General features: G+C 66.1%; 15 protein-coding genes. 7 read left to right on the forward strand and 8 right to left on the reverse strand.

What is annotated here, in order from left to right; all coding sequences use genetic code 11:
- Nucleotides 1-67: 67 nt before the first annotated feature.
- The 3 genes from hemW to rph are packed head-to-tail and all read right to left on the reverse strand — an operon-like array spanning nt 68 to nt 2,548.
- The gene (hemW, locus tag G0Q01_RS07255) at nt 68-1,225 is read right to left on the reverse strand and encodes a radical SAM family heme chaperone HemW (protein ID WP_164192863.1); all 1,158 of its coding nucleotides are present in this window, start codon (nt 1,223-1,225) and stop codon (nt 68-70) included.
- On the reverse strand, nt 1,218-1,841 hold the full coding sequence (rdgB, locus tag G0Q01_RS07260) for an RdgB/HAM1 family non-canonical purine NTP pyrophosphatase (RefSeq protein ID WP_164192859.1): 624 nt from the start codon (nt 1,839-1,841) through the stop codon (nt 1,218-1,220). Before rdgB ends, hemW begins: the two co-directional genes overlap by 8 nt.
- Complete coding sequence (gene rph / locus G0Q01_RS07265; RefSeq protein ID WP_108964215.1) at nt 1,838-2,548, reverse strand: ribonuclease PH; 711 nt, start codon at nt 2,546-2,548, stop codon at nt 1,838-1,840. Before rph ends, rdgB begins: the two co-directional genes overlap by 4 nt.
- Before the next feature lie 114 nt (nt 2,549-2,662).
- Between rph and hrcA the strand changes: the two genes are divergently transcribed.
- Entirely contained in the window at nt 2,663-3,727 is a 1,065-nt protein-coding gene (gene hrcA / locus G0Q01_RS07270; protein ID WP_164192856.1) for a heat-inducible transcriptional repressor HrcA, read from the forward strand.
- A 9-nt stretch (nt 3,728-3,736) separates the two neighbouring features.
- Nucleotides 3,737-4,291, forward strand: coding sequence for a nucleotide exchange factor GrpE (locus G0Q01_RS07275; RefSeq protein WP_164192852.1), 555 nt, complete (start codon nt 3,737-3,739; stop codon nt 4,289-4,291).
- A gap of 128 nt (nt 4,292-4,419) precedes the next feature.
- On the opposite strand, the gene mutS is transcribed toward G0Q01_RS07275, so the two are convergent.
- Nucleotides 4,420-7,059, reverse strand: coding sequence for a DNA mismatch repair protein MutS (gene mutS / locus G0Q01_RS07280; protein ID WP_235939770.1), 2,640 nt, complete (start codon nt 7,057-7,059; stop codon nt 4,420-4,422).
- A gap of 143 nt (nt 7,060-7,202) precedes the next feature.
- Here mutS and G0Q01_RS07285 point away from each other — a divergent pair, with 143 nt between their 5' ends.
- Nucleotides 7,203-9,458 (forward strand): NADP-dependent malic enzyme, encoded by a 2,256-nt coding sequence (locus G0Q01_RS07285; protein ID WP_164213156.1) that lies wholly within the window; start codon nt 7,203-7,205, stop codon nt 9,456-9,458.
- Between the two features lie 67 nt (nt 9,459-9,525).
- Entirely contained in the window at nt 9,526-10,398 is an 873-nt protein-coding gene (locus G0Q01_RS07290; RefSeq protein ID WP_164192844.1) for a ribokinase, read from the forward strand.
- A 57-nt stretch (nt 10,399-10,455) separates the two neighbouring features.
- On the opposite strand, the gene msrA is transcribed toward G0Q01_RS07290, so the two are convergent.
- From msrA to G0Q01_RS07305, 3 genes are all read right to left on the reverse strand, one after another.
- Nucleotides 10,456-11,100, reverse strand: coding sequence for a peptide-methionine (S)-S-oxide reductase MsrA (gene msrA, locus G0Q01_RS07295; RefSeq protein ID WP_164213157.1), 645 nt, complete (start codon nt 11,098-11,100; stop codon nt 10,456-10,458).
- A 586-nt stretch (nt 11,101-11,686) separates the two neighbouring features.
- A complete protein-coding gene (locus G0Q01_RS07300; RefSeq protein WP_203594930.1) occupies nt 11,687-12,109 on the reverse strand; it encodes a DUF1810 domain-containing protein in 423 nt (140 codons plus the stop codon).
- 205 nt (nt 12,110-12,314) lie between these two features.
- On the reverse strand, nt 12,315-13,535 hold the full coding sequence (locus G0Q01_RS07305) for an argininosuccinate synthase (protein WP_108964208.1): 1,221 nt from the start codon (nt 13,533-13,535) through the stop codon (nt 12,315-12,317).
- A gap of 133 nt (nt 13,536-13,668) precedes the next feature.
- On the opposite strand from G0Q01_RS07305, the gene G0Q01_RS07310 reads away from it, so the two are divergent.
- Both G0Q01_RS07310 and ilvA read left to right on the forward strand, forming a co-directional pair.
- The gene (locus tag G0Q01_RS07310; RefSeq protein ID WP_164213159.1) at nt 13,669-14,406 is read left to right on the forward strand and encodes a hypothetical protein; all 738 of its coding nucleotides are present in this window, start codon (nt 13,669-13,671) and stop codon (nt 14,404-14,406) included.
- A gap of 61 nt (nt 14,407-14,467) precedes the next feature.
- Nucleotides 14,468-15,694 (forward strand): threonine ammonia-lyase IlvA, encoded by a 1,227-nt coding sequence (ilvA, locus tag G0Q01_RS07315; RefSeq protein WP_108964207.1) that lies wholly within the window; start codon nt 14,468-14,470, stop codon nt 15,692-15,694.
- Nucleotides 15,695-15,755: 61 nt separating this feature from the next.
- On the opposite strand, the gene G0Q01_RS07320 is transcribed toward ilvA, so the two are convergent.
- Nucleotides 15,756-16,151 carry an Hpt domain-containing protein gene (locus G0Q01_RS07320; protein WP_164213160.1) on the reverse strand — a complete coding sequence of 132 codons (396 nt, stop codon included), beginning with the start codon at nt 16,149-16,151 and terminating at the stop codon, nt 15,756-15,758.
- Nucleotides 16,152-16,291: 140 nt separating this feature from the next.
- On the opposite strand from G0Q01_RS07320, the gene G0Q01_RS07325 reads away from it, so the two are divergent.
- The gene (locus tag G0Q01_RS07325) at nt 16,292-17,533 is read left to right on the forward strand and encodes a PP2C family protein-serine/threonine phosphatase (protein WP_370526686.1); all 1,242 of its coding nucleotides are present in this window, start codon (nt 16,292-16,294) and stop codon (nt 17,531-17,533) included.
- The last annotated feature ends 5 nt before the right edge of the window (nt 17,534-17,538 follow it).

Consider the following 17,538-nt stretch of genomic DNA (forward strand, 5'->3'; position numbering starts at 1 on the left):
CGCCGAGAGATCTCCACAGGATCCGGCTGGATCCTGTGGGTAACGTTTCACATGAAACGGCGAGGCGTCAGTTGGTCAGAAGCTCTGAGATCACGCCGTTGAGCACCAGTCGGCCCTCGGTCGTCGCGCCGATGAGGTCGCCGTCGCGCCAGATCAGGCCCAGTTGCCGAAGCTCGGTCAGCTTGTGCGCGGGCAGGGGCTTGGGCGAGATCTCGGCAAGGCGCGAGAGGGAGATCCCTTCACTCAGGCGCAGACCCATCATGACAAATTCTGTCATGATGTCCTCAGTAGATAGAGGGTCGAAAACACTGTCCGCGCGTCCAGCTTCAGCCTTTTCGATCCAGGCGCCGGGCATTTTCCAGGCCTCGGTCGCGTGGCGCGTGGCGTTCACTGTGACACGCCCGTGGGCACCGGGGCCAACGCCGACGTAATCGCCGCCGCGCCAATAGACGAGATTGTGCCGCGACTGCGCGCCGGGCAGGGCGTGGTTCGACACTTCGTAAGGCGCATAGCCCGCTTTCGAAGTGATTTCCTGCGTGGCGAGGAACATGTCCGCGGCGAGATCCTCGTCGGGCAGCTTCTTCATCTGGCCGCGCTGCGCGCGTTCCCAGAACATCGTGCCTTCCTCGATGGTCAGCTGGTAAAGCGACAGATGGTCGGCGGCGAGATCGAGCGCCTCGCGCAGCTCGGTTTCCCAGCCTTGCAGGGTCTGGTTCTCGCGCGCGTAGATCAGATCGAAATTGACCCTTTCGAAAACCGACTTGGCGGTCTCCAGCGCGGCGATGGCCTCACCCACGTCATGCAGCCGCCCAAGTCGGCGCAGATCGTCCGGCCGCAGGCTCTGAATGCCCATGGAGACCCTGTTTACGCCCGCTTCGCGGAAGCCCTCGAACTTCGAGACCTCGACGGAACGCGGGTTCGCCTCGAGCGTGATCTCGATGTCATTGGCCCAGGTCCAATGCTCTTTCGCGGCGTCCAGAACGGCCTGAACCGTCGCGGGCTCCATGAGAGAGGGCGTGCCGCCGCCGAAGTAGATGGAGTTGAGGATGCGGCCCGAGGTCATCTCGCCGTAGCGGCGGACCTCGGAGCTGAGTGCGTCTGCCCAGCGGGTCTGGTCGATCGACCGAACGACATGGCTGTTGAAGTCGCAGTAGGGGCATTTGGCCTCGCAGAAAGGCCAATGCACGTAGAGGCCAAAGCCTCCTTCACGCCACGTCTCAGGCATCGTCCCTGGCAAAGCAGCCCTTCACGAACTTGGCGAAGGCATCGGCGCGGTGGCTGATGCGGTTCTTCTCGTCGCTGGTCATCTCGGCGAAGGTGATGTCAAAGCCCTCGGGCTGGAAGATCGGGTCGTAGCCGTGGCCATTGTCGCCGCGCATCGGCCAGACGACCTTGCCCTCCATCACGCCGGGGAAGACGGCGTCGGTGCCATCGGGCCAGGCAAGCACCAGCGTGCAGTTGAAGCGCGCGGTCCAGGGCTGTTCGGCGCCGGTCTTCAGCAGGGCGTCATGGGTCTTGCCCATCGCCATGATGAAGTCTCGACCATTGGGGGTTTCGGCCCAATCGGCGGTATAGACACCGGGGGCGCCGTCCAGCGCGTCGACCGAGATGCCGCTGTCGTCTGCCAGCGCCGGAAGGCCAGTGGCCTTGGCGGCGGCATGGGCCTTGATGCGGGCATTCTCGACAAAGGTGGTGCCGGTTTCCTCGGGTTCGGGAAGGTTCATCTCCTTCGCGCCCACCACTTCGACCCCGTAAGGCGCGAGCAGCTCGGTGATCTCCTCGAGCTTGCCCGCGTTATGGGTCGCGACCAGCAGTTTCTTGTCGCTGAACACCCGGCTCATTTGCAGGCCGCCAGCTGTGCTTCGACCAGCTGCGAGACACCGGCCTCGGCCAGATCCATCAGCTTGTTCATCTGGTCACGGCTGAAGGTCGCGCCCTCTGCCGACATCTGAACTTCGATCAGCTGGCCGTCGCCGCGCAGGATGAAGTTGCCGTCGACGCCTGCCTCGCTGTCCTCGGCATAGTCGAGGTCCAGAACGGGCTGGCCGGCGTAGATGCCGCAGCTCACCGCCGCGACCGGGGTCAGCGGGTCGGTGGTGATGGCGCCGGTTTTCATCAGCTTGTTCACCGCAAGCCGCAGCGCGACCCAGCCACCGGTGATCGACGCGCAGCGGGTGCCGCCGTCGGCCTGGATCACGTCACAGTCGATGGTGATCTGGCGCTCGCCGAGCGCGACGCGGTCGACACCGGCGCGCAGCGACCGGCCGATCAGGCGCTGGATCTCGACGGTGCGGCCGCCCTGCTTGCCGGCGGTTGCCTCGCGGCGCATGCGCGAGCCGGTGGAGCGCGGCAGCATGCCGTATTCCGCGGTCACCCAGCCAAGGCCGCTGCCCTTCACGAAGGGCGGCACGCGGTCCTCGAGCGTGGCGGTGCACAGCACGTGGGTATCGCCCATCTTGATCAGGCAGGAGCCTTCGGCATGTTTCGTGACGCCCGTTTCGATTGAAACGCTGCGCATATCGCTTAAATCTCGTCCAGAAGGTCTCATGAGTGCCTCTCTTCTCGGTTGCTGCCGGGATACTGGGGCTGATGCTGTCCCGCAACCCCGATTGACGGCTGCGGAAGGGGGCCTTTAATGACCCTGAACAGCGGGAGTTTGCGCATGACTGAGGGAAACCGGCTTCTCGAGGAGATGAACGATCGCTCGCGCGAGGTGTTCCGCCGCGTGGTTGAATCCTATCTCGAGACGGGCGAACCGGTGGGCTCGCGCACCCTGACGCGCAGCCTGTCCGAGAAAGTCTCGGCGGCGACGATCCGCAACGTGATGCAGGATCTCGAATACCTCGGGCTGCTCGACAGCCCGCATGTTTCTGCGGGCCGCGTGCCGACGCAGGTGGGCCTGCGCATGTTCGTCGACGGGCTGCTCGAGGTGCGCGATCTCGACACGTCGGACAGGATGGCGCTGGAGGCAACCACCACGCAGGGCGGCGACGACATGGGCGGGCTGCTCGACCGGGTCGGTGCGGCGCTTTCGGGGGTAACGCACGGCGCGTCCCTGGTTCTGACGCCAAAGCACGAGGCGCCGGTCAAGCACATCGAGTTTGTCTCGCTTGGCCATGACAGGGCGCTGGTGGTGCTGGTCTTCGGCGATGGTCACGTCGAGAACCGCCTGTTCCGCCCGCCCGCAGGTCAGACCCCGAGCTCGATGCGTGAGGCGGCGAATTTCCTCAACGCCCTGATCGAGGGCAAGACGCTCTCGGAGCTGCGCGGCGAGATCTCGCGCCAGATCGCGACCCGCCGCCGCGAGATCGACACGCTGGCCGCCGAGCTGATCGAAACCGGGATGGCCGCCTGGGAAAAGAATGCAGACAACTCCGCCCGGCTGATCGTGCGCGGTACGTCGAATCTGCTTGGTCAGGAGGGCGAGGCCGAAGAGCTGGACCGCATCCGCTCGCTGTTTGACGACCTTGAACGCAAGCGGGATATCGCCGAGTTCCTGCAGCTTGCCGAAACCGGCGACGGGGTGCGGATTTTTATCGGCTCCGAGAACAAACTTTTCTCACTTTCGGGTTCCTCTCTGGTGGTCTCTCCATATATGAACGCGGATCGAAAGATAATCGGTGCGGTCGGGGTCATCGGACCCACGCGGCTCAACTACGGGCGGATCGTACCCATCGTGGACTACACGGCACAGCTGGTCGGCAGGCTGATTGCCGAGCGGAGCTAGAGGTTAGGCATGGCAGACGCGAAGAAAGACGAATTCCTCGACGATATCGAGGCGGCAGAGGCAGAGGCCTTCGCCGACGAGATGGAAGAGATCGACAACGAGGCGATCGAGCTCGACTCGCTGCGCGCCGAGCGCGACGAGTACAAGGACCGCTTCATGCGGGCGCTGGCCGACGCCGAGAACGCCCGCAAGCGCGCCGACAAGGACCGCCGCGAGGCGCAGCAGTACGGCGGCTCCAAGCTCGCCCGTGACCTGCTTCCGGTCTACGACAACCTGAGCCGCGCGCTGAACGCCGCGCGCGAGGCAGAGGCCGGCGAGGCCCTGATCGAGGGTGTGGAACTGACGCTGCGCGAGCTGACCAACGTGTTCAGCAAGCACGGGATGACCACGATCAAGCCCGAGGTCGGCGACAAGTTCGACCCGAAGATGCACGAGGCGATGTTCGAGGCCCCGGTGCCCGGCACCAAGGCCGGCGAGATCATCCAGGTCTCGGCCGAGGGCTTCATGCTCTACGACCGCCTGCTGCGCCCGGCGCAGGTCGGCGTCAGCTCGATGCAGGGCTGAGCTTTCAAGCATTGAAACGGAAAACCCCCGGTCGCGAGGCCGGGGGTTTTTCTTTGCGGCAGCCCCGCGCGCGCTGGGGCGGTTTCACGTGAATCCAAGCCTGTCGGAAGGATTCACGTGAAACGCACTTACCCCTTGAGCAGAGCCTTCAGATCGTAAATCGCTTGCAGCGCCTCGCGCGGGCTCATCTCGTCGGGCAGCAGGGTCTCGAGCCGCTCTTCGACCACGGAAGGGCCCTTCGGCGCCGCAACAGGCTCTAGTTTCGCGGCCGCCGAAAAGAGCGGCAGGTCGTCGATCAGGGCCTTTGGCGAGGTGCGGCCACGCTCGCCTTCTTCCAGCGCGCTCAGCACGTCGCGGGCGCGGGCGATGACCGCGGGGGGCAGGCCCGCCAGCTGCGCGACCTGAACGCCGTAGGAGCGGTCGGCGGCACCCTCGCGCACCTCGTGCAGGAAGATCACCTCGCCTTCCCATTCTTTCACCGCGACGGTGGCATTGCCGACCCCTTCGAGCTTGGCGGCAAGCTGGGTCAGCTCGTGGTAATGCGTGGCGAAGAGCCCGCGCACGCGGTTGACCCCGTGCAGATGCTCAAGTGTCGCCCAGGCGATCGACAGACCGTCATAGGTGGCTGTGCCCCGGCCGATCTCGTCGAGGATCACCAGCGCCCGGTCGTCGGCCTGGTTGAGGATCGCGGCGGTCTCGACCATCTCGACCATGAAGGTCGAGCGGCCGCGCGCCAGATCGTCCGAGGCTCCGACGCGGCTGAAGATCTGGCTCACCACGCCCAGATGCGCGCGGTCCGCAGGGACATACGATCCCATCTGCGCCAGCAGCGCGATCAGCGCGTTCTGCCGCAGGTAGGTCGACTTACCGGCCATGTTCGGGCCGGTGAGCAGCGTCACCGCTGCGCCGTCGCCATTCGCGTTCAAGGCACAATCATTGGCGATGAAGGGCGCGCCGCCTTGTTGCTGCAGGGCGCGTTCCACCACCGGGTGGCGGCCTGCCTCGATCTCGAAGGCGCGGCTGTCATCAACCTGCGGGCGGGCCCACTTCTGAGCCTTTGCAAGGTCGGCGAGCCCCAGCGCCACGTCAAACTCCGCCAGCGAGAGGCCAGTCTCCGACACCTGCGGCGCACGCTCGAGGATGGCGCTTTTCAGGCTTTCATAGAGCCGCTTTTCGATCTCCAGCGCCTCGTTTCCGGCGTTGAGGATGCGGGTTTCCAGCTCGGTCAGCTCGACCGTGGTGAAGCGCACCTGATTGGCGGTGGTCTGGCGGTGAATGAAGGTCTCGTTCAGTGGCGCAGACATCATCTTTTCGGCATGGGTCGCGGTGGTCTCGATGAAGTAGCCGAGCACGTTGTTGTGCTTGATCTTCAGCGAATTCACCCCGGCCATCTCGGCATATTTCGCCTGCATCGAGGCGATCACGCCGCGCCCCTGGTCGCGCAGGGTGCGGGCCTCGTCGAGCTGCGCATCATAGCCGGGCGCGATGAACCCGCCGTCGCGCACCATCAGCGGCGGCTCGGCGATCAGCGCGGCCTCGAGCATGGCGATCAGCTCGTCGTGGCCGGTGAGTGTTTCACGTGCATCGCGCAGCAGCGGCGGCAATTCGGCTCTATCGAGGGTCTCGGCGATCTCCTCGGCCTGCGCCAGCGCATTGCGCACGGCGGCCAGATCGCGCGGGCCGCCCCGGTCGAGACCAAGCCGCGAGAGCGCGCGGTCGAGGTCGGGCACCTTGCGCAGGCTGTCGCGCAGAAGCTTCACCTCACCGCTCTCCATCGCCCAGTCCAGAGCCTGAAGCCGGGCTTCGATCATCTCCAGATTGCGCGAGGGAGAGGACACGCGCCTCTCCAGCAGCCGCGCGCCGCCCGGCGTCACCGTCCGGTCGATCACCGAGAGCAGCGAGCCCGCGCGGCCGCCGTTCATCGAATGCGTGAGTTCGAGGTTCCGCCGGGTCGCGGCGTCGATCTGCAGCAGGTTCGAGACCGCATCGCGCTGCGGCGGGCGGAGCAGGGGCAGGCGGCCCTTTTGCGTGATGTCGAGATAGTCGACCAGCGCGCCGAGGGCCGAAAGCTCGGGCCGCTCGAACGCGCCGAAGCCCGAGAGGGTCTGCACGCCGAAGAGCCGCTTCAGTCTCTCTTCGGCGCCGGTGCTGTCGAAGGACGCCCCGCCCAGCACGGTGGGATAGATGCCAAGATCGCCCAGCACCGGGCGCAGCTCTTCGTCGGTGCTGTCCGAGACCAGAACTTCGGAGGGGGCCAGCCGTGCCAGCTCGGCGCCGATGCGGGCGCGGCTCAGCGGCATGACGTGCAGCGCGCCGGTGGAAATGTCGGTCCAGGCCAGCGCCCAATCGTCCCTGATGCGGCCCAATGCGGCGAGGTAGTTGTGACGGCGGGCTTCCAGAAGCGACTCTTCGGTGAGGGTGCCGGGGGTGACAAGCCGCACCACGTCGCGCTTTACCACCGACTTGTGGCCGCGCTTCTTCGCCTCTGCGGGGCTTTCCAGCTGTTCGCCCACGGCAACGCGGAAGCCCTTGCGGATCAGCGTCAGCAGGTAGCCTTCGGCGGCATGGACGGGCACGCCGCACATGGGAATGTCGTCGCCCGCATGCTTGCCGCGCTTTGTCAGCGCGATGTCCAGCGCCTCGGACGCCGCCACCGCGTCGTCGAAGAACATCTCGTAGAAGTCGCCCATCCGGTAGAAAAGGAGCGCATCCGGATATTGCGCCTTGATCTCAAGATATTGCGCCATCATCGGCGTGACTGCCGTCATCTAGTCCCCCAGTGCTGCTTCGGGCAGACATATCAAAGCGCGCAGGGGCGGTGAAAGACGAAATGCGCCCAGTCGAGCGCAGTTGAGCCGCGGCTTCCCCTGCGCTAAGAGAAACGCCGCGATTACCGGAGGACCGCAAGCCAATGACAAAAACAAAATTCACTCGTGAAGAGGCGCTTGCCTTCCACCTCGATCCGACCCCCGGCAAATGGGAGGTCCAGGCCACGGTCCCGATGACCACCCAGCGCGACTTGTCACTGGCCTATTCCCCCGGCGTGGCTGTCCCCTGCGAGGAAATCGCCGCCCACCCCGAGCTGGCTTACGACTACACCAACAAGGGCAACCTCGTTGCAGTGATCTCGAACGGCACGGCGGTGCTCGGCCTCGGCAATCTCGGCGCGCTCGGCAGCAAGCCGGTGATGGAGGGCAAGTCGGTGCTCTTCAAGCGCTTCGCCGACGTGAACTCGATCGACATCGAGCTCGACACCGAGGATCCCGAGGAGTTCATTAAGGCCTGCAAGCTGATGGGCCCCACCTTCGGCGGCATCAACCTCGAAGATATCAAGGCGCCCGAATGCTTCATCATCGAGCAGCGCCTGAAGGAAGAGATGGACATCCCGGTCTTCCACGATGACCAGCACGGCACGGCGGTGATCTGCGCCGCAGGCCTGATCAACGCGCTGCACCTTTCGGGCAAGAAGATCGAGGACGTGCGGATCGTCCTCAACGGCGCGGGGGCGGCGGGCATCGCCTGCCTCGAGCTGCTGAAGTCCATGGGTGCGCAGCATGACAACTGCATCATGTGCGACACCAAGGGCGTGATCTACCAGGGCCGCACCGAGGGCATGAACCAGTGGAAGTCGGCCCATGCGGCCAACACCAAGCTGCGCAGCCTCGAGGAAGCGATGGTTGGCGCGGATGTCTTCCTTGGTGTCTCGGCCAAGGGCGCGGTCACCCAGGACATGGTCAAGAGCATGGCCGACAACCCGGTGATCTTCGCCATGGCGAACCCCGATCCCGAGATCACCCCGGAAGAGGCGCATGAGGTCCGCGTCGACGCCATCGTCGCCACCGGCCGCTCTGACTACCCCAACCAGGTGAACAACGTCCTTGGTTTCCCCTACCTGTTCCGCGGCGCGCTCGACATCCACGCCCGGGCGATCAACGACGAGATGAAGATCGCCTGTGCCCGCGCGCTGGCCGAGCTGGCGCGCGAGGACGTGCCCGACGAGGTGGCGCTGGCCTATGGCAAGTCGCTGACCTTCGGCCGGGACTACATCATCCCCACGCCCTTTGACCCGCGCCTCATCCACCGCATCCCGCCCGCCGTGGCGCGCGCGGGCATGGACACTGGCGCCGCGCGTCGTCCGATCATCGACATGGAGGCCTATGAGGCCGGGCTGCGCGGCCGCATGGACCCGACCGCCTCGGTGCTGCGCGGCATCAACAACCGCGCCCGCGCCGCGCAATCGCGGATGATCTTCGCCGAGGGCGACGATCCGCGCGTGCTGCGCGCCGCGGTCATGTACCAGCGCAACGGCTTCGGCAAGGCGATCGTCGTCGGCCGGGAGGCGGACGTGAAGGAGAAGCTCGAGGCCAGCGGCCTCGCCGACGCGGTGCGCGAGATCAAGGTGGTGAACGCCGCCAACACCGAGCATCTCGAGACCTACAAGGAATTCCTTTACCAGCGCCTGCAGCGCAAGGGCTACGACCGTCAGGACGTGCACCGTCTCGCCGCGCGCGACCGGCACGTCTTTGCTGCGCTGATGCTGGCGCACGGCCATGGCGACGGGCTGATCACCGGCGCGACGCGCAAGTCGGCGCATGTGCTCGAGGCGATCAACCACGTCTTCGACGCCGACACGCAGCACGGCGCCGCCGGGGTCACCGCGATCATGCACAAGGGGCGGATCGTGCTGATCTCCGACACGCTGGTGCACGAATGGCCCGAGGAAGAGGATCTCGCCAACATCGCCGAGCGCGCCGCCGGCATTGCCCGGCACCTCGGGCTCGAGCCGCGGGTTGCCTTCGTGTCCTTCTCGACCTTCGGCTACCCGGTGTCGGAGCGCGCCTCGAAGATGCACCGTGCGCCGGTGATCCTCGACCAGCGCGGCGTCGACTTCGAGTACGAGGGCGAGATGACCGTCGACGTGGCGCTGAACCGCAAGGCGCAGGAAAACTACCCATTCCAGCGCCTCACCGGCCCGGCAAACATCCTCGTGGTGCCGGCCCGCCATTCGGCCTCGATCTCGGTGAAGCTGATGCAGGAGATGGGCGGCGCCACGGTGATCGGCCCGATCCTTGCGGGCGTCGACAGCTCGATCCAGATCTGCTCGACGACGATGACCGCCAATGACATCCTGAACATGGCGGTTCTTGCGGCCTGCAAGGTCGGCTGACACGATCAGGCGCCTGCCGGGCTGGTCCGGCAGGCGCAGTCTCCCAGACATTGAAAGGCGCGCGCGCATGGCGATCTACAACCTCGGGTCCATCAACGCGGACATGACCTATCGCGTGCCGCACCTTCTGGCGCCGGGCGAGACGCTGGCCACCAGCTCGCTGACCCGCGGGCTCGGCGGCAAGGGCGCCAACATGTCGGTCGCCGCAGCGCGGGCCGGGGCACAGGTGCGCCATCTCGGGGCGGTTGGCGACGACGGGCGCTGGGCGATCGAGCGGCTCACGGAATATGGCGTCGACACGCGGCAGATCGCGGTGCTCTCCGAGGCCACGGGCCATGCCATCATCATGCTCGATGCCGAGGCCGAGAACTGCATCCTGATCTACCCCGGCGCCAACCGCGCGCTTTCGGTCGAGCGCATCGAGGCCGGGCTGGCCGAGGCTTTGCCCGAGGACATCTTCGTCTTCCAGAACGAGACCAACGCGCAGCGCGAGGCGGCCGAGCTGGCCTCGGCGCGCGGGCTGCGCGTGGCCTATGCCGCCGCGCCCTTCGATGCCGATGCGGTCACGCTGGTGCTGCCGCTTCTCGATCTGCTGGTGCTGAACGAGATCGAGGCCGCGCAGCTCGAGAAGGCAACCGGGCAGGGCATCGACAGTATCCCGGTGCGCGACGTGGTGGTGACGCTCGGCGCCCGCGGCTGCCGGTGGATCAACACGGATTCGCGCCAAACCCGCGATTTCGCAGCCTTGCCGGTGACCCCCGTGGATACCACCGGCGCGGGTGACACATTCACCGGCTACCTGCTTGCGGGTCTCGATCGGGGTCTGCCCATGGTCACTTCGATCGAGATGGCGCAGCGTGCCGCCGCGATCATGGTCACCCGCCAAGGCACCGCCGACGTCATCCCCGATCTCAAGGACGTCACCGAGTATCGCTTCTGAGCCGAGCTTCGCGGCGCGAACTTCCAAGGGAGAGCCCTCCGCAGGCGGGTGGGGGGATCATCCCCCGGCGAAGGCCGCGGCGCTGCCCCAGAGCGCCCGAACCCGCGCATCCCGCCCGCAGGCGTCACGATAGCGCTTGTAGGCCGAGGATTGCTTCAGCGGCCCGAAGCGGGTGAGCACGAGCCCCGTGCCCTTGTAATAATCCTGATGCTCGGCCTCGGCGGGCCAGAAGCGGCTCGCCTGCAGAACCGGGGTGACGATGGTCTGCCCAAGCGCCGCCTGCGCCTGCGCCTTGGCTTCCATCGCCGCGCGTTTCTGCGCCGGACCATTGGCGAAAATCGCCGTGCGGTAGCTGTCGCCGCGGTCGCAGAACTGCCCGCCTGCGTCGGTGGGGTCGATGGATCGGAAGAACAGCGCATAGAGGTCTTCGGCCGAAACGCGGCTGTCGTCGTAGAGGATGCGCACCGCCTCGTAATGGCCGGTGCCACCGCGGCTGACCTGCTTGTAGCTGGGGTTCGCCAGCGCGCCGCCGGTGTACCCCGAGATTGCCTCGCGCACGCCGGTGACCTTCTCGAAGTCCGCCTCGACGCACCAGAAGCAGCCGCCGGCGACGATGATCTCGCGCGTCTCCGCAGCCGCGGGCGAGGCCGCGCCAAATAGGCTCAACGCGGCCAGGAACAGTCCCGAAACAAGGTGTTTCATATCTCCTCCCTCTTCTCTTGCGACAAGCCTGCGCTGCTCCGGTCGCGCGATCAATGGTTTTGCGAAGGTCTCACTGCTTGGTGAGCCGGGTGGCCCTGCGCGCCACGTTTCTGCCGACGCCGGGTGCGGAAATGGTGCCATGTCCGCTTCGCGGAAAAATCGGAAAAAAAGTTGCACGCGGGTGAAACTCTTCGCGGAGGAGTTGCGTGTCTGAAGCAGTGCCGCGGTGTCGGGGGGTGCTCCTGCCTCCGATTTCGCGGCGGGAAGGGTAAGACGTGGCCCTCGTCCGGTCCGGTTGTGGCCTAGAGGTGTTGTTAACAATTTGTCGCCATTGTCCAAGGTGGCGGAAGAGTTCGGACGACGGGTCACGGAAGAAAAGACAGAACAAAGCCTGTCAAAGGGGGCGCAACAGGGCCTCCCGAAAATGGGCCATGGTGCCAGCCGCATCTACGGGTCCCCACGTGGACGGCGGCGGGCGCTCACAAGCTAGGGCGCGCTTGCGTATCCCCACCTCGGCGCGTCTTGGGCCGCCTCCGGTGTCGTGACCGGAGGCGGCAATTTTTTTGCATCAGCCTTGATCGGTGTCTCAGGGTTCGCCCTGCAATGCCGCGCGCGTGAGCGGGCAGCGGCTCCCGCCGTAGAGGCGCTCCAGCACCTGCGAAAACACCTCTGGCGCGCCGGGCACCGCCTCGAAGAGCGTCATGCTCGAGCGCACCTTCAGCGCATCCACCGGGCCGAGCATTGCCTCGGGGCTCCGCCCCGGGTGATCCAGCAGCCAGCCCGAGGCCTCGGCCAGCCGCGGCCCCAGCACCGGATGCGCGAGATAGACCCGGGCCTGCTCGGCATCGCGCAGTCCGAAATGCCGAGCGCGCGCCGAGCGGCCGAGCGTCTCGAGCTGCGGAAAGACCCACCAGATCCAATGGCTCACCTTCTGCCCGGCCTGCAATTCGCGCACGACCTGCGGCCAGACCTGCTCCTGCGCGTCGAGAAATTCCTGTAGTTCGGCCATGAGAGCGCCCCCCGTCATACGCACCAGTCTAGCGCGGCGCAGGCCGAAGGCGAAACCGGGGCGCAGCCCCTTACGCGCCTGCGCGCGGACCGCCCCGGGATGTTTGTGCCTATCAGAAGGGCGGGTGCGGAGGGCCAACAGGCAAAAGAAATCCCGCCGGAGGCGTCTCCGGCGGGGATCATCAAACAGAGCGCTGGGAAAGGGCTCAGCCGTTCAGGCGGCGTTTCCGTGCGGCCAGCAGCTTCAGGCGCAGGGCGTTGAGCTGGATGAAGCCCGCCGCGTCCTGCTGGTCATAGGCGCCGGCGTCATCCTCGAAGGTCACATGCGCCTCGGAGTAGAGCGATTCATCCGACCAGCGCGCCACGGTGCGGGCCGAGCCCTTGTAGAGCTTCAGGCGGACGGTGCCGCTGACGTGCTCCTGGCTCTTGTCGATGAGCGCCTGCAGCATCTCGCGCTCGGGCGAGAACCAGAAGCCGTTGTAGATCAGCTCGGCGTAGCGCGGCATGATCGAGTCCTTGAGGTGGCCGGCGCCGCTGTCGAGCGTGATCTGCTCGATGCCGCGGTGCGCTTCCAGCAGGATCGTGCCGCCCGGGGTCTCGTAGATCCCGCGCGACTTCATGCCGACGAAGCGGTTCTCGACAAGATCGAGAACACCGATGCCGTGCTTGCCGCCAAGCTCGTTGAGCTTGGTGAGGATCGTCGCGGGTGACATGGCCTCGCCGTTGATCGCCACGGCGTCACCCTTTTCGAAGGTCACTTCGACGTATTCCGGCTCGTTCGGAGCCTGCTCGACGGGAACGGAGCGCTGCAGAACGTATTCGGGCGCTTCCTCGGCGGGATTCTCGAGAACCTTGCCCTCGGAAGAGGTGTGCAGAAGGTTGGCGTCGACCGAGAACGGCGCCTCGCCGCGCTTGTCCTTGGCGACGGGGATCTGGTTCTGCTCGGCGAACTCCAGAAGACGGGTGCGCGAGGTCAGGTCCCAGAGGCGCCAGGGTGCGATCACCTTGATGTCGGGGTTCAGCGCATAGGCGGCCAGTTCGAAACGCACCTGGTCGTTGCCCTTGCCGGTCGCGCCATGGGCCACCGCGTCGGCGCCCTCGGCCGCGGCGATCTCGACCAGCCGCTTCGAGATCAGCGGACGGGCGATCGAGGTGCCAAGCAGGTAGAGCCCTTCGTAGAGGGCATTGGCGCGGAACATCGGGAAGACGAAATCGCGCACGAACTCTTCGCGCAGATCCTCGATATAGACTTTCGACACGCCGAGCATTTCTGCCTTGGCGCGGGCCGGTTCGAGCTCTTCACCCTGGCCGAGGTCGGCGGTGAAGGTGACGACCTCGCAGCCGTATTCGGTCTGGAGCCACTTCAGGATGATCGAGGTGTCGAGGCCCCCGGAATAGGCCAGGACGACTTTCTTGGGCGCGGACATGGGCTTTCCCTCACGTATGAACTGGCCTCGCGCATTACTGGGTTTTATCCCCGGTATCAAGGATCGCCCGTTGACCTTCCGGGCTCATATGCTAGCCGTCGGCGATGTCTGGGCAAAACGCGGCGGGGGTTTCATGAAAGGTTGGCGCATTTTCGTGCATTCGCTGCGGATGGTGGTCGACAACATCGGCACCGCGCTGCGCGTCTCGCTCGTGCTCTACCTCGTGCAGGCCGCCAGCCAGATCGCCACCTACCTGCATGCCGATGACGCTGGCCCGGACGGGCTGCCCGTACAGGTGATCGGCCTTCCGGCCCTGGCGCTTGTGGTGCTGGCGGTGCTCGCCAGCCTCTGGATCGCTGTGGCGTGGCACCGTTTCGTGCTGACCGGCGAAGAGCCGCGCGGCTGGCTGCCACGATGGCACGGTGGCGAGATCCTTGGCTATTTCGGCCGGTCGATCCTCATCGCGCTGGTGATCTTCCTCGGCATGATGATCTCGGCCATCCCGGTGGCGCTGATCGGCGCGGCGGTGCCCGGGCTGGCGCCGGTGCTTGTCTTCGGCCTTGTCGGGCTGGGCGGCTACCTGTTCTTCCGGCTCGGGCTGATCTTGCCGGCCTCGGCGGTGGGCGAGAAGCTGACGCTGAAGCAGGCCTGGCGCGCCACCGCCGAGGACGATGGCGCGGTGGTGACCCTGGCCATGCTGGTGATCGGTGGCTCGTTGCTGGTCGAGCTTCCGGCACTGATCGACAACAGCGCGGGGTCGATCGTCAACCTCGTCTACGGGCTGGTGATCAACTGGTTCGCCACGATGATCGGCATCTCGGTGCTGACCTCGCTCTACGGCCATTTCGTCGAGAAGCGCCCGATCGATTGAGCGTCGAGCGGGCCTTCAGCGGCCTTGCGCAAAGCGTGCCGATGCGCCACATGCCTAGGGCATGGATGATTTTCTCGCTCACGCCCGCGCCGCCACGCAAGAGATGCGCTCGGTCTTTCCCGAGACGCCGCTTCTGCGCAACGATCACCTTTCGGCGATTTTCGGCGCCGACATCTGGCTCAAGCGCGAGGATTTGAGCCCGGTGCGCAGCTACAAGCTGCGCGGCGCCTTCAATGCCATGCGCAAGCGTCCCGAGGTCGAGACCTTTGTTGCCGCCAGCGCCGGCAACCACGCGCAGGGCGTCGCCTACATGTGCCGGCAGTTCGGCAAGACCGGGGTGATCTTCATGCCGGTGACCACGCCGCAGCAGAAGATCCAGAAGACCCGCATGTTCGGCGGCGAGAATGTCGAGATCCGCCTTGTCGGAGACTATTTCGACGAATGCCTCAGCGCCGCGCAGGACTATTGCGCCGAGATCGGCGGGCATTTCCTGTCGCCCTTCGACGATGAGGACGTGATCGAGGGGCAGGCCACCGTGGCGGTGGAGATCGAGGCGCAACTCGGCCGGGTGCCGGACCATCTGGTGATCCCGGTGGGCGGTGGCGGGCTTGGCTCGGGGCTGCTGAGCTATTTCGGCACGGCGAGCCAATACACCTTTGTCGAGCCTCTGGGCGGCGCCTGCCTGCGCGCGGCGCTCGAGGCGGGCAAGCCGGTGACCCTGCCATCGGTGAACACTTTCGCAGATGGGGCGGCGGTCGCGCGGATCGGCGCCAAAACCTTCGAGGTGCTGAAGGGCGTCGGGGTGGCGAACACGCTGGCGGTGAACGAGGACCGGCTTTGCACCACCATTCTCGAGATGCTGAACGTCGAGGGCGTGGTGCTGGAGCCCGCCGGGGCGCTGTCGATCGACGCGCTGAAGGATCTCGGACAGTCGATCCGCGGCAAGACCGTGGTCTGCATCACCTCGGGCGGCAATTTCGACTTCGAACGTCTGCCGGAGGTGAAGGAGCGGGCGCAGCGCTACTCGGGGGTGAAGAAATACTTCATCCTGAGGCTGCCACAGCGGCCCGGCGCGCTGAAGGATTTCCTGAACTTCCTTGGGCCGGAGGATGATATCGCGCGGTTCGAATACCTGAAGAAATCGGCGCGCAACTTCGGGTCGGTGCTGATCGGGATCGAGACCGCGGATCCGGCGAATTTCGACCGGCTTTTCAGCGATCTCGACGCCCATGGATATGCCTATCGTGACATCACCGACGACGAGGTGCTGGCGCAATTCGTGATCTGATCACGGCGTGCGACGATGCGCTGGGCGCGATCTGCCCGGCGCAGAGCCTGATCCACAGGGTTCAGGCGGCGCGATGCTCAGGCAACTGCGCGAGGAATTCCTCGCGTGAGCGGGCGTAGCAGCGGCGCAGCAACTCGGGATCAAGCGGCGCGCCGAGCCCGGCGGTGATCGCCAGTTCCCCGGCCTCGCAAAGGGCCGAGAGCCGCTCGAAGCCGAGATTGAGCGTGCTGCCCTTGAGGAAATGCAGCTGTTCGGAGAGTTCCTGCAGAGACCCGGGATGCGCGGGCAGGCGGTCGAGCGTGGCCTGCACCTCGGTCAGGAAGAGCGCGACCACCTCGTCGAAATGCTCTGCCCCGATCTCGTTGCGCAGCTCGGCCACCCTGTGCCAGTCGATGAGCGGGCCACCCGGCTCTGATCCGGGGGAGCGCGTGGCGGGGGATGTCGGGGCTTCGGTCATCTGGGTACCTCCTGTGCGGAGACTTGCATGCAAAGCTGAACGAAGCGTTTCGGTGCGGGGGACTGCCATCGCTGAAAGCACGCATTAACGCGCGGACCCTAGGCTGCATTCCGGTCAGATGCAGCTTGGAAGGACGCAGAGTGATCCCGAACACCGCCGAGAGTTTCGAACCAGGCTGGGGGCGAGCCCCGATCCGGCGCGTGTTGGTCGTGGATGACAGCCCGCTGCAACTGAAGATCCTCTCGTCGATGCTGCAGCGCTGGGGGCTCGAGGTGTCGCAGGCGCAGAGCGGTGCCGAGGCGCTGCTGCTCTGCGCCGAGATGCGCCCCGATGCGGTGCTTTCCGACTGGATGATGCCCGGAATGGACGGGCTTGAGTTCTGCCGCCTGTTTCGTGCCCAATGCGGCGAACGCTATGGCTATTTCATCCTGCTCACCAGCAAGAGCGACAAGGCCGAGATCGCCCGCGGGCTCGACGCTGGGGCGGATGATTTCCTCACCAAGCCGGTGAACGCCAGCGAACTGCGGGCGCGGATCAACGCCGGGGCGCGGATCCTGCAGATGCAGCGTCAGCTTTCGGCGACTCTCGGGCGGCTGCAGGAGGCCTATGACGCCGTGGACCGCGACCTGCAGCAGGCCCGCACCATCCAGCAGGCGCTGGTGCCGCGCCGTAATCGGCGCATCGGCACCTCGCAGGTGAGCCTGCTGCTCAAGCCCTGCGGCCATGTGGGCGGCGATCTGGTGGGCAGCTTCTCGCATTGCGAACGCAGCGTCGGGCTCTACAGCATCGACGTGTCGGGGCACGGTATCACCTCGGCGCTGATGACCGCGCGGATCGCCGGGCTGCTGGGTGGCGACTTTCCCGATCAGAACATCGCGCTCGAGAGGATCGTGCACGGGACGCTCTTCCGTCCGCCCGAGGAGGTCGCGCGACGGCTCAACGAGCGTTTGGCGGCGGACCCGGGCGTGGCGGAGTATCTGACCATGGCCTATGCCGTGGCCGATCTCGATTCCGGCAAGGTCGAGCTGGTGCAGGCGGGACACCCGCCGCCGCTGCTGCTGCGCGCCGGCGGTGGTGCCGAGTTCATCGGGAAGGGCGGCTTGCCGGTCGGGCTGATCCCCGGCGCGCGCTACGAGCGGCTGCGGCTGCAGATGCGCCCCGGCGACCGGCTGCTGCTCTATTCCGACGGGCTGACCGAGGCGCTGATGACCGATGGCACGCAGCTTGATCTTGCAGGGCTGCGGGCACTGGCGCCCGAAGTGCAGGGACAGGGCACCGAGTATCTCGACGATCTCTTCTGGCGGGTCACCCAGCGCATGGGCCGCGGTGCGCGGCTGGAGGATGACGTCTCGGCCGCGCTGCTGGAATTCGGCGGGATTTGACCCCG

The organism is Salipiger sp. PrR007, assembly GCF_010499845.1.
In the GTDB taxonomy this organism is placed as follows: domain Bacteria; phylum Pseudomonadota; class Alphaproteobacteria; order Rhodobacterales; family Rhodobacteraceae; genus Salipiger; species Salipiger pacificus_A.

What these genes read in the sequence shown, in the direction of transcription:
- hemW (WP_164192863.1), bottom strand. Translation starts at nt 1,225, where the DNA reads ATGCCTGAGACGTGGCGTGAAGGAGGCTTTGGCCTCTACGTGCATTGG.
- rdgB (WP_164192859.1), bottom strand. Translation starts at nt 1,841, where the DNA reads ATGAGCCGGGTGTTCAGCGACAAGAAACTGCTGGTCGCGACCCATAAC.
- rph (WP_108964215.1), bottom strand. Translation starts at nt 2,548, where the DNA reads ATGAGACCTTCTGGACGAGATTTAAGCGATATGCGCAGCGTTTCAATC.
- hrcA (WP_164192856.1), top strand. Translation starts at nt 2,663, where the DNA reads ATGACTGAGGGAAACCGGCTTCTCGAGGAGATGAACGATCGCTCGCGC.
- G0Q01_RS07275 (WP_164192852.1), top strand. Translation starts at nt 3,737, where the DNA reads ATGGCAGACGCGAAGAAAGACGAATTCCTCGACGATATCGAGGCGGCA.
- mutS (WP_235939770.1), bottom strand. Translation starts at nt 7,059, where the DNA reads ATGACGGCAGTCACGCCGATGATGGCGCAATATCTTGAGATCAAGGCG.
- G0Q01_RS07285 (WP_164213156.1), top strand. Translation starts at nt 7,203, where the DNA reads ATGACAAAAACAAAATTCACTCGTGAAGAGGCGCTTGCCTTCCACCTC.
- G0Q01_RS07290 (WP_164192844.1), top strand. Translation starts at nt 9,526, where the DNA reads ATGGCGATCTACAACCTCGGGTCCATCAACGCGGACATGACCTATCGC.
- msrA (WP_164213157.1), bottom strand. Translation starts at nt 11,100, where the DNA reads ATGAAACACCTTGTTTCGGGACTGTTCCTGGCCGCGTTGAGCCTATTT.
- G0Q01_RS07300 (WP_203594930.1), bottom strand. Translation starts at nt 12,109, where the DNA reads ATGGCCGAACTACAGGAATTTCTCGACGCGCAGGAGCAGGTCTGGCCG.
- G0Q01_RS07305 (WP_108964208.1), bottom strand. Translation starts at nt 13,535, where the DNA reads ATGTCCGCGCCCAAGAAAGTCGTCCTGGCCTATTCCGGGGGCCTCGAC.
- G0Q01_RS07310 (WP_164213159.1), top strand. Translation starts at nt 13,669, where the DNA reads ATGAAAGGTTGGCGCATTTTCGTGCATTCGCTGCGGATGGTGGTCGAC.
- ilvA (WP_108964207.1), top strand. Translation starts at nt 14,468, where the DNA reads ATGGATGATTTTCTCGCTCACGCCCGCGCCGCCACGCAAGAGATGCGC.
- G0Q01_RS07320 (WP_164213160.1), bottom strand. Translation starts at nt 16,151, where the DNA reads ATGACCGAAGCCCCGACATCCCCCGCCACGCGCTCCCCCGGATCAGAG.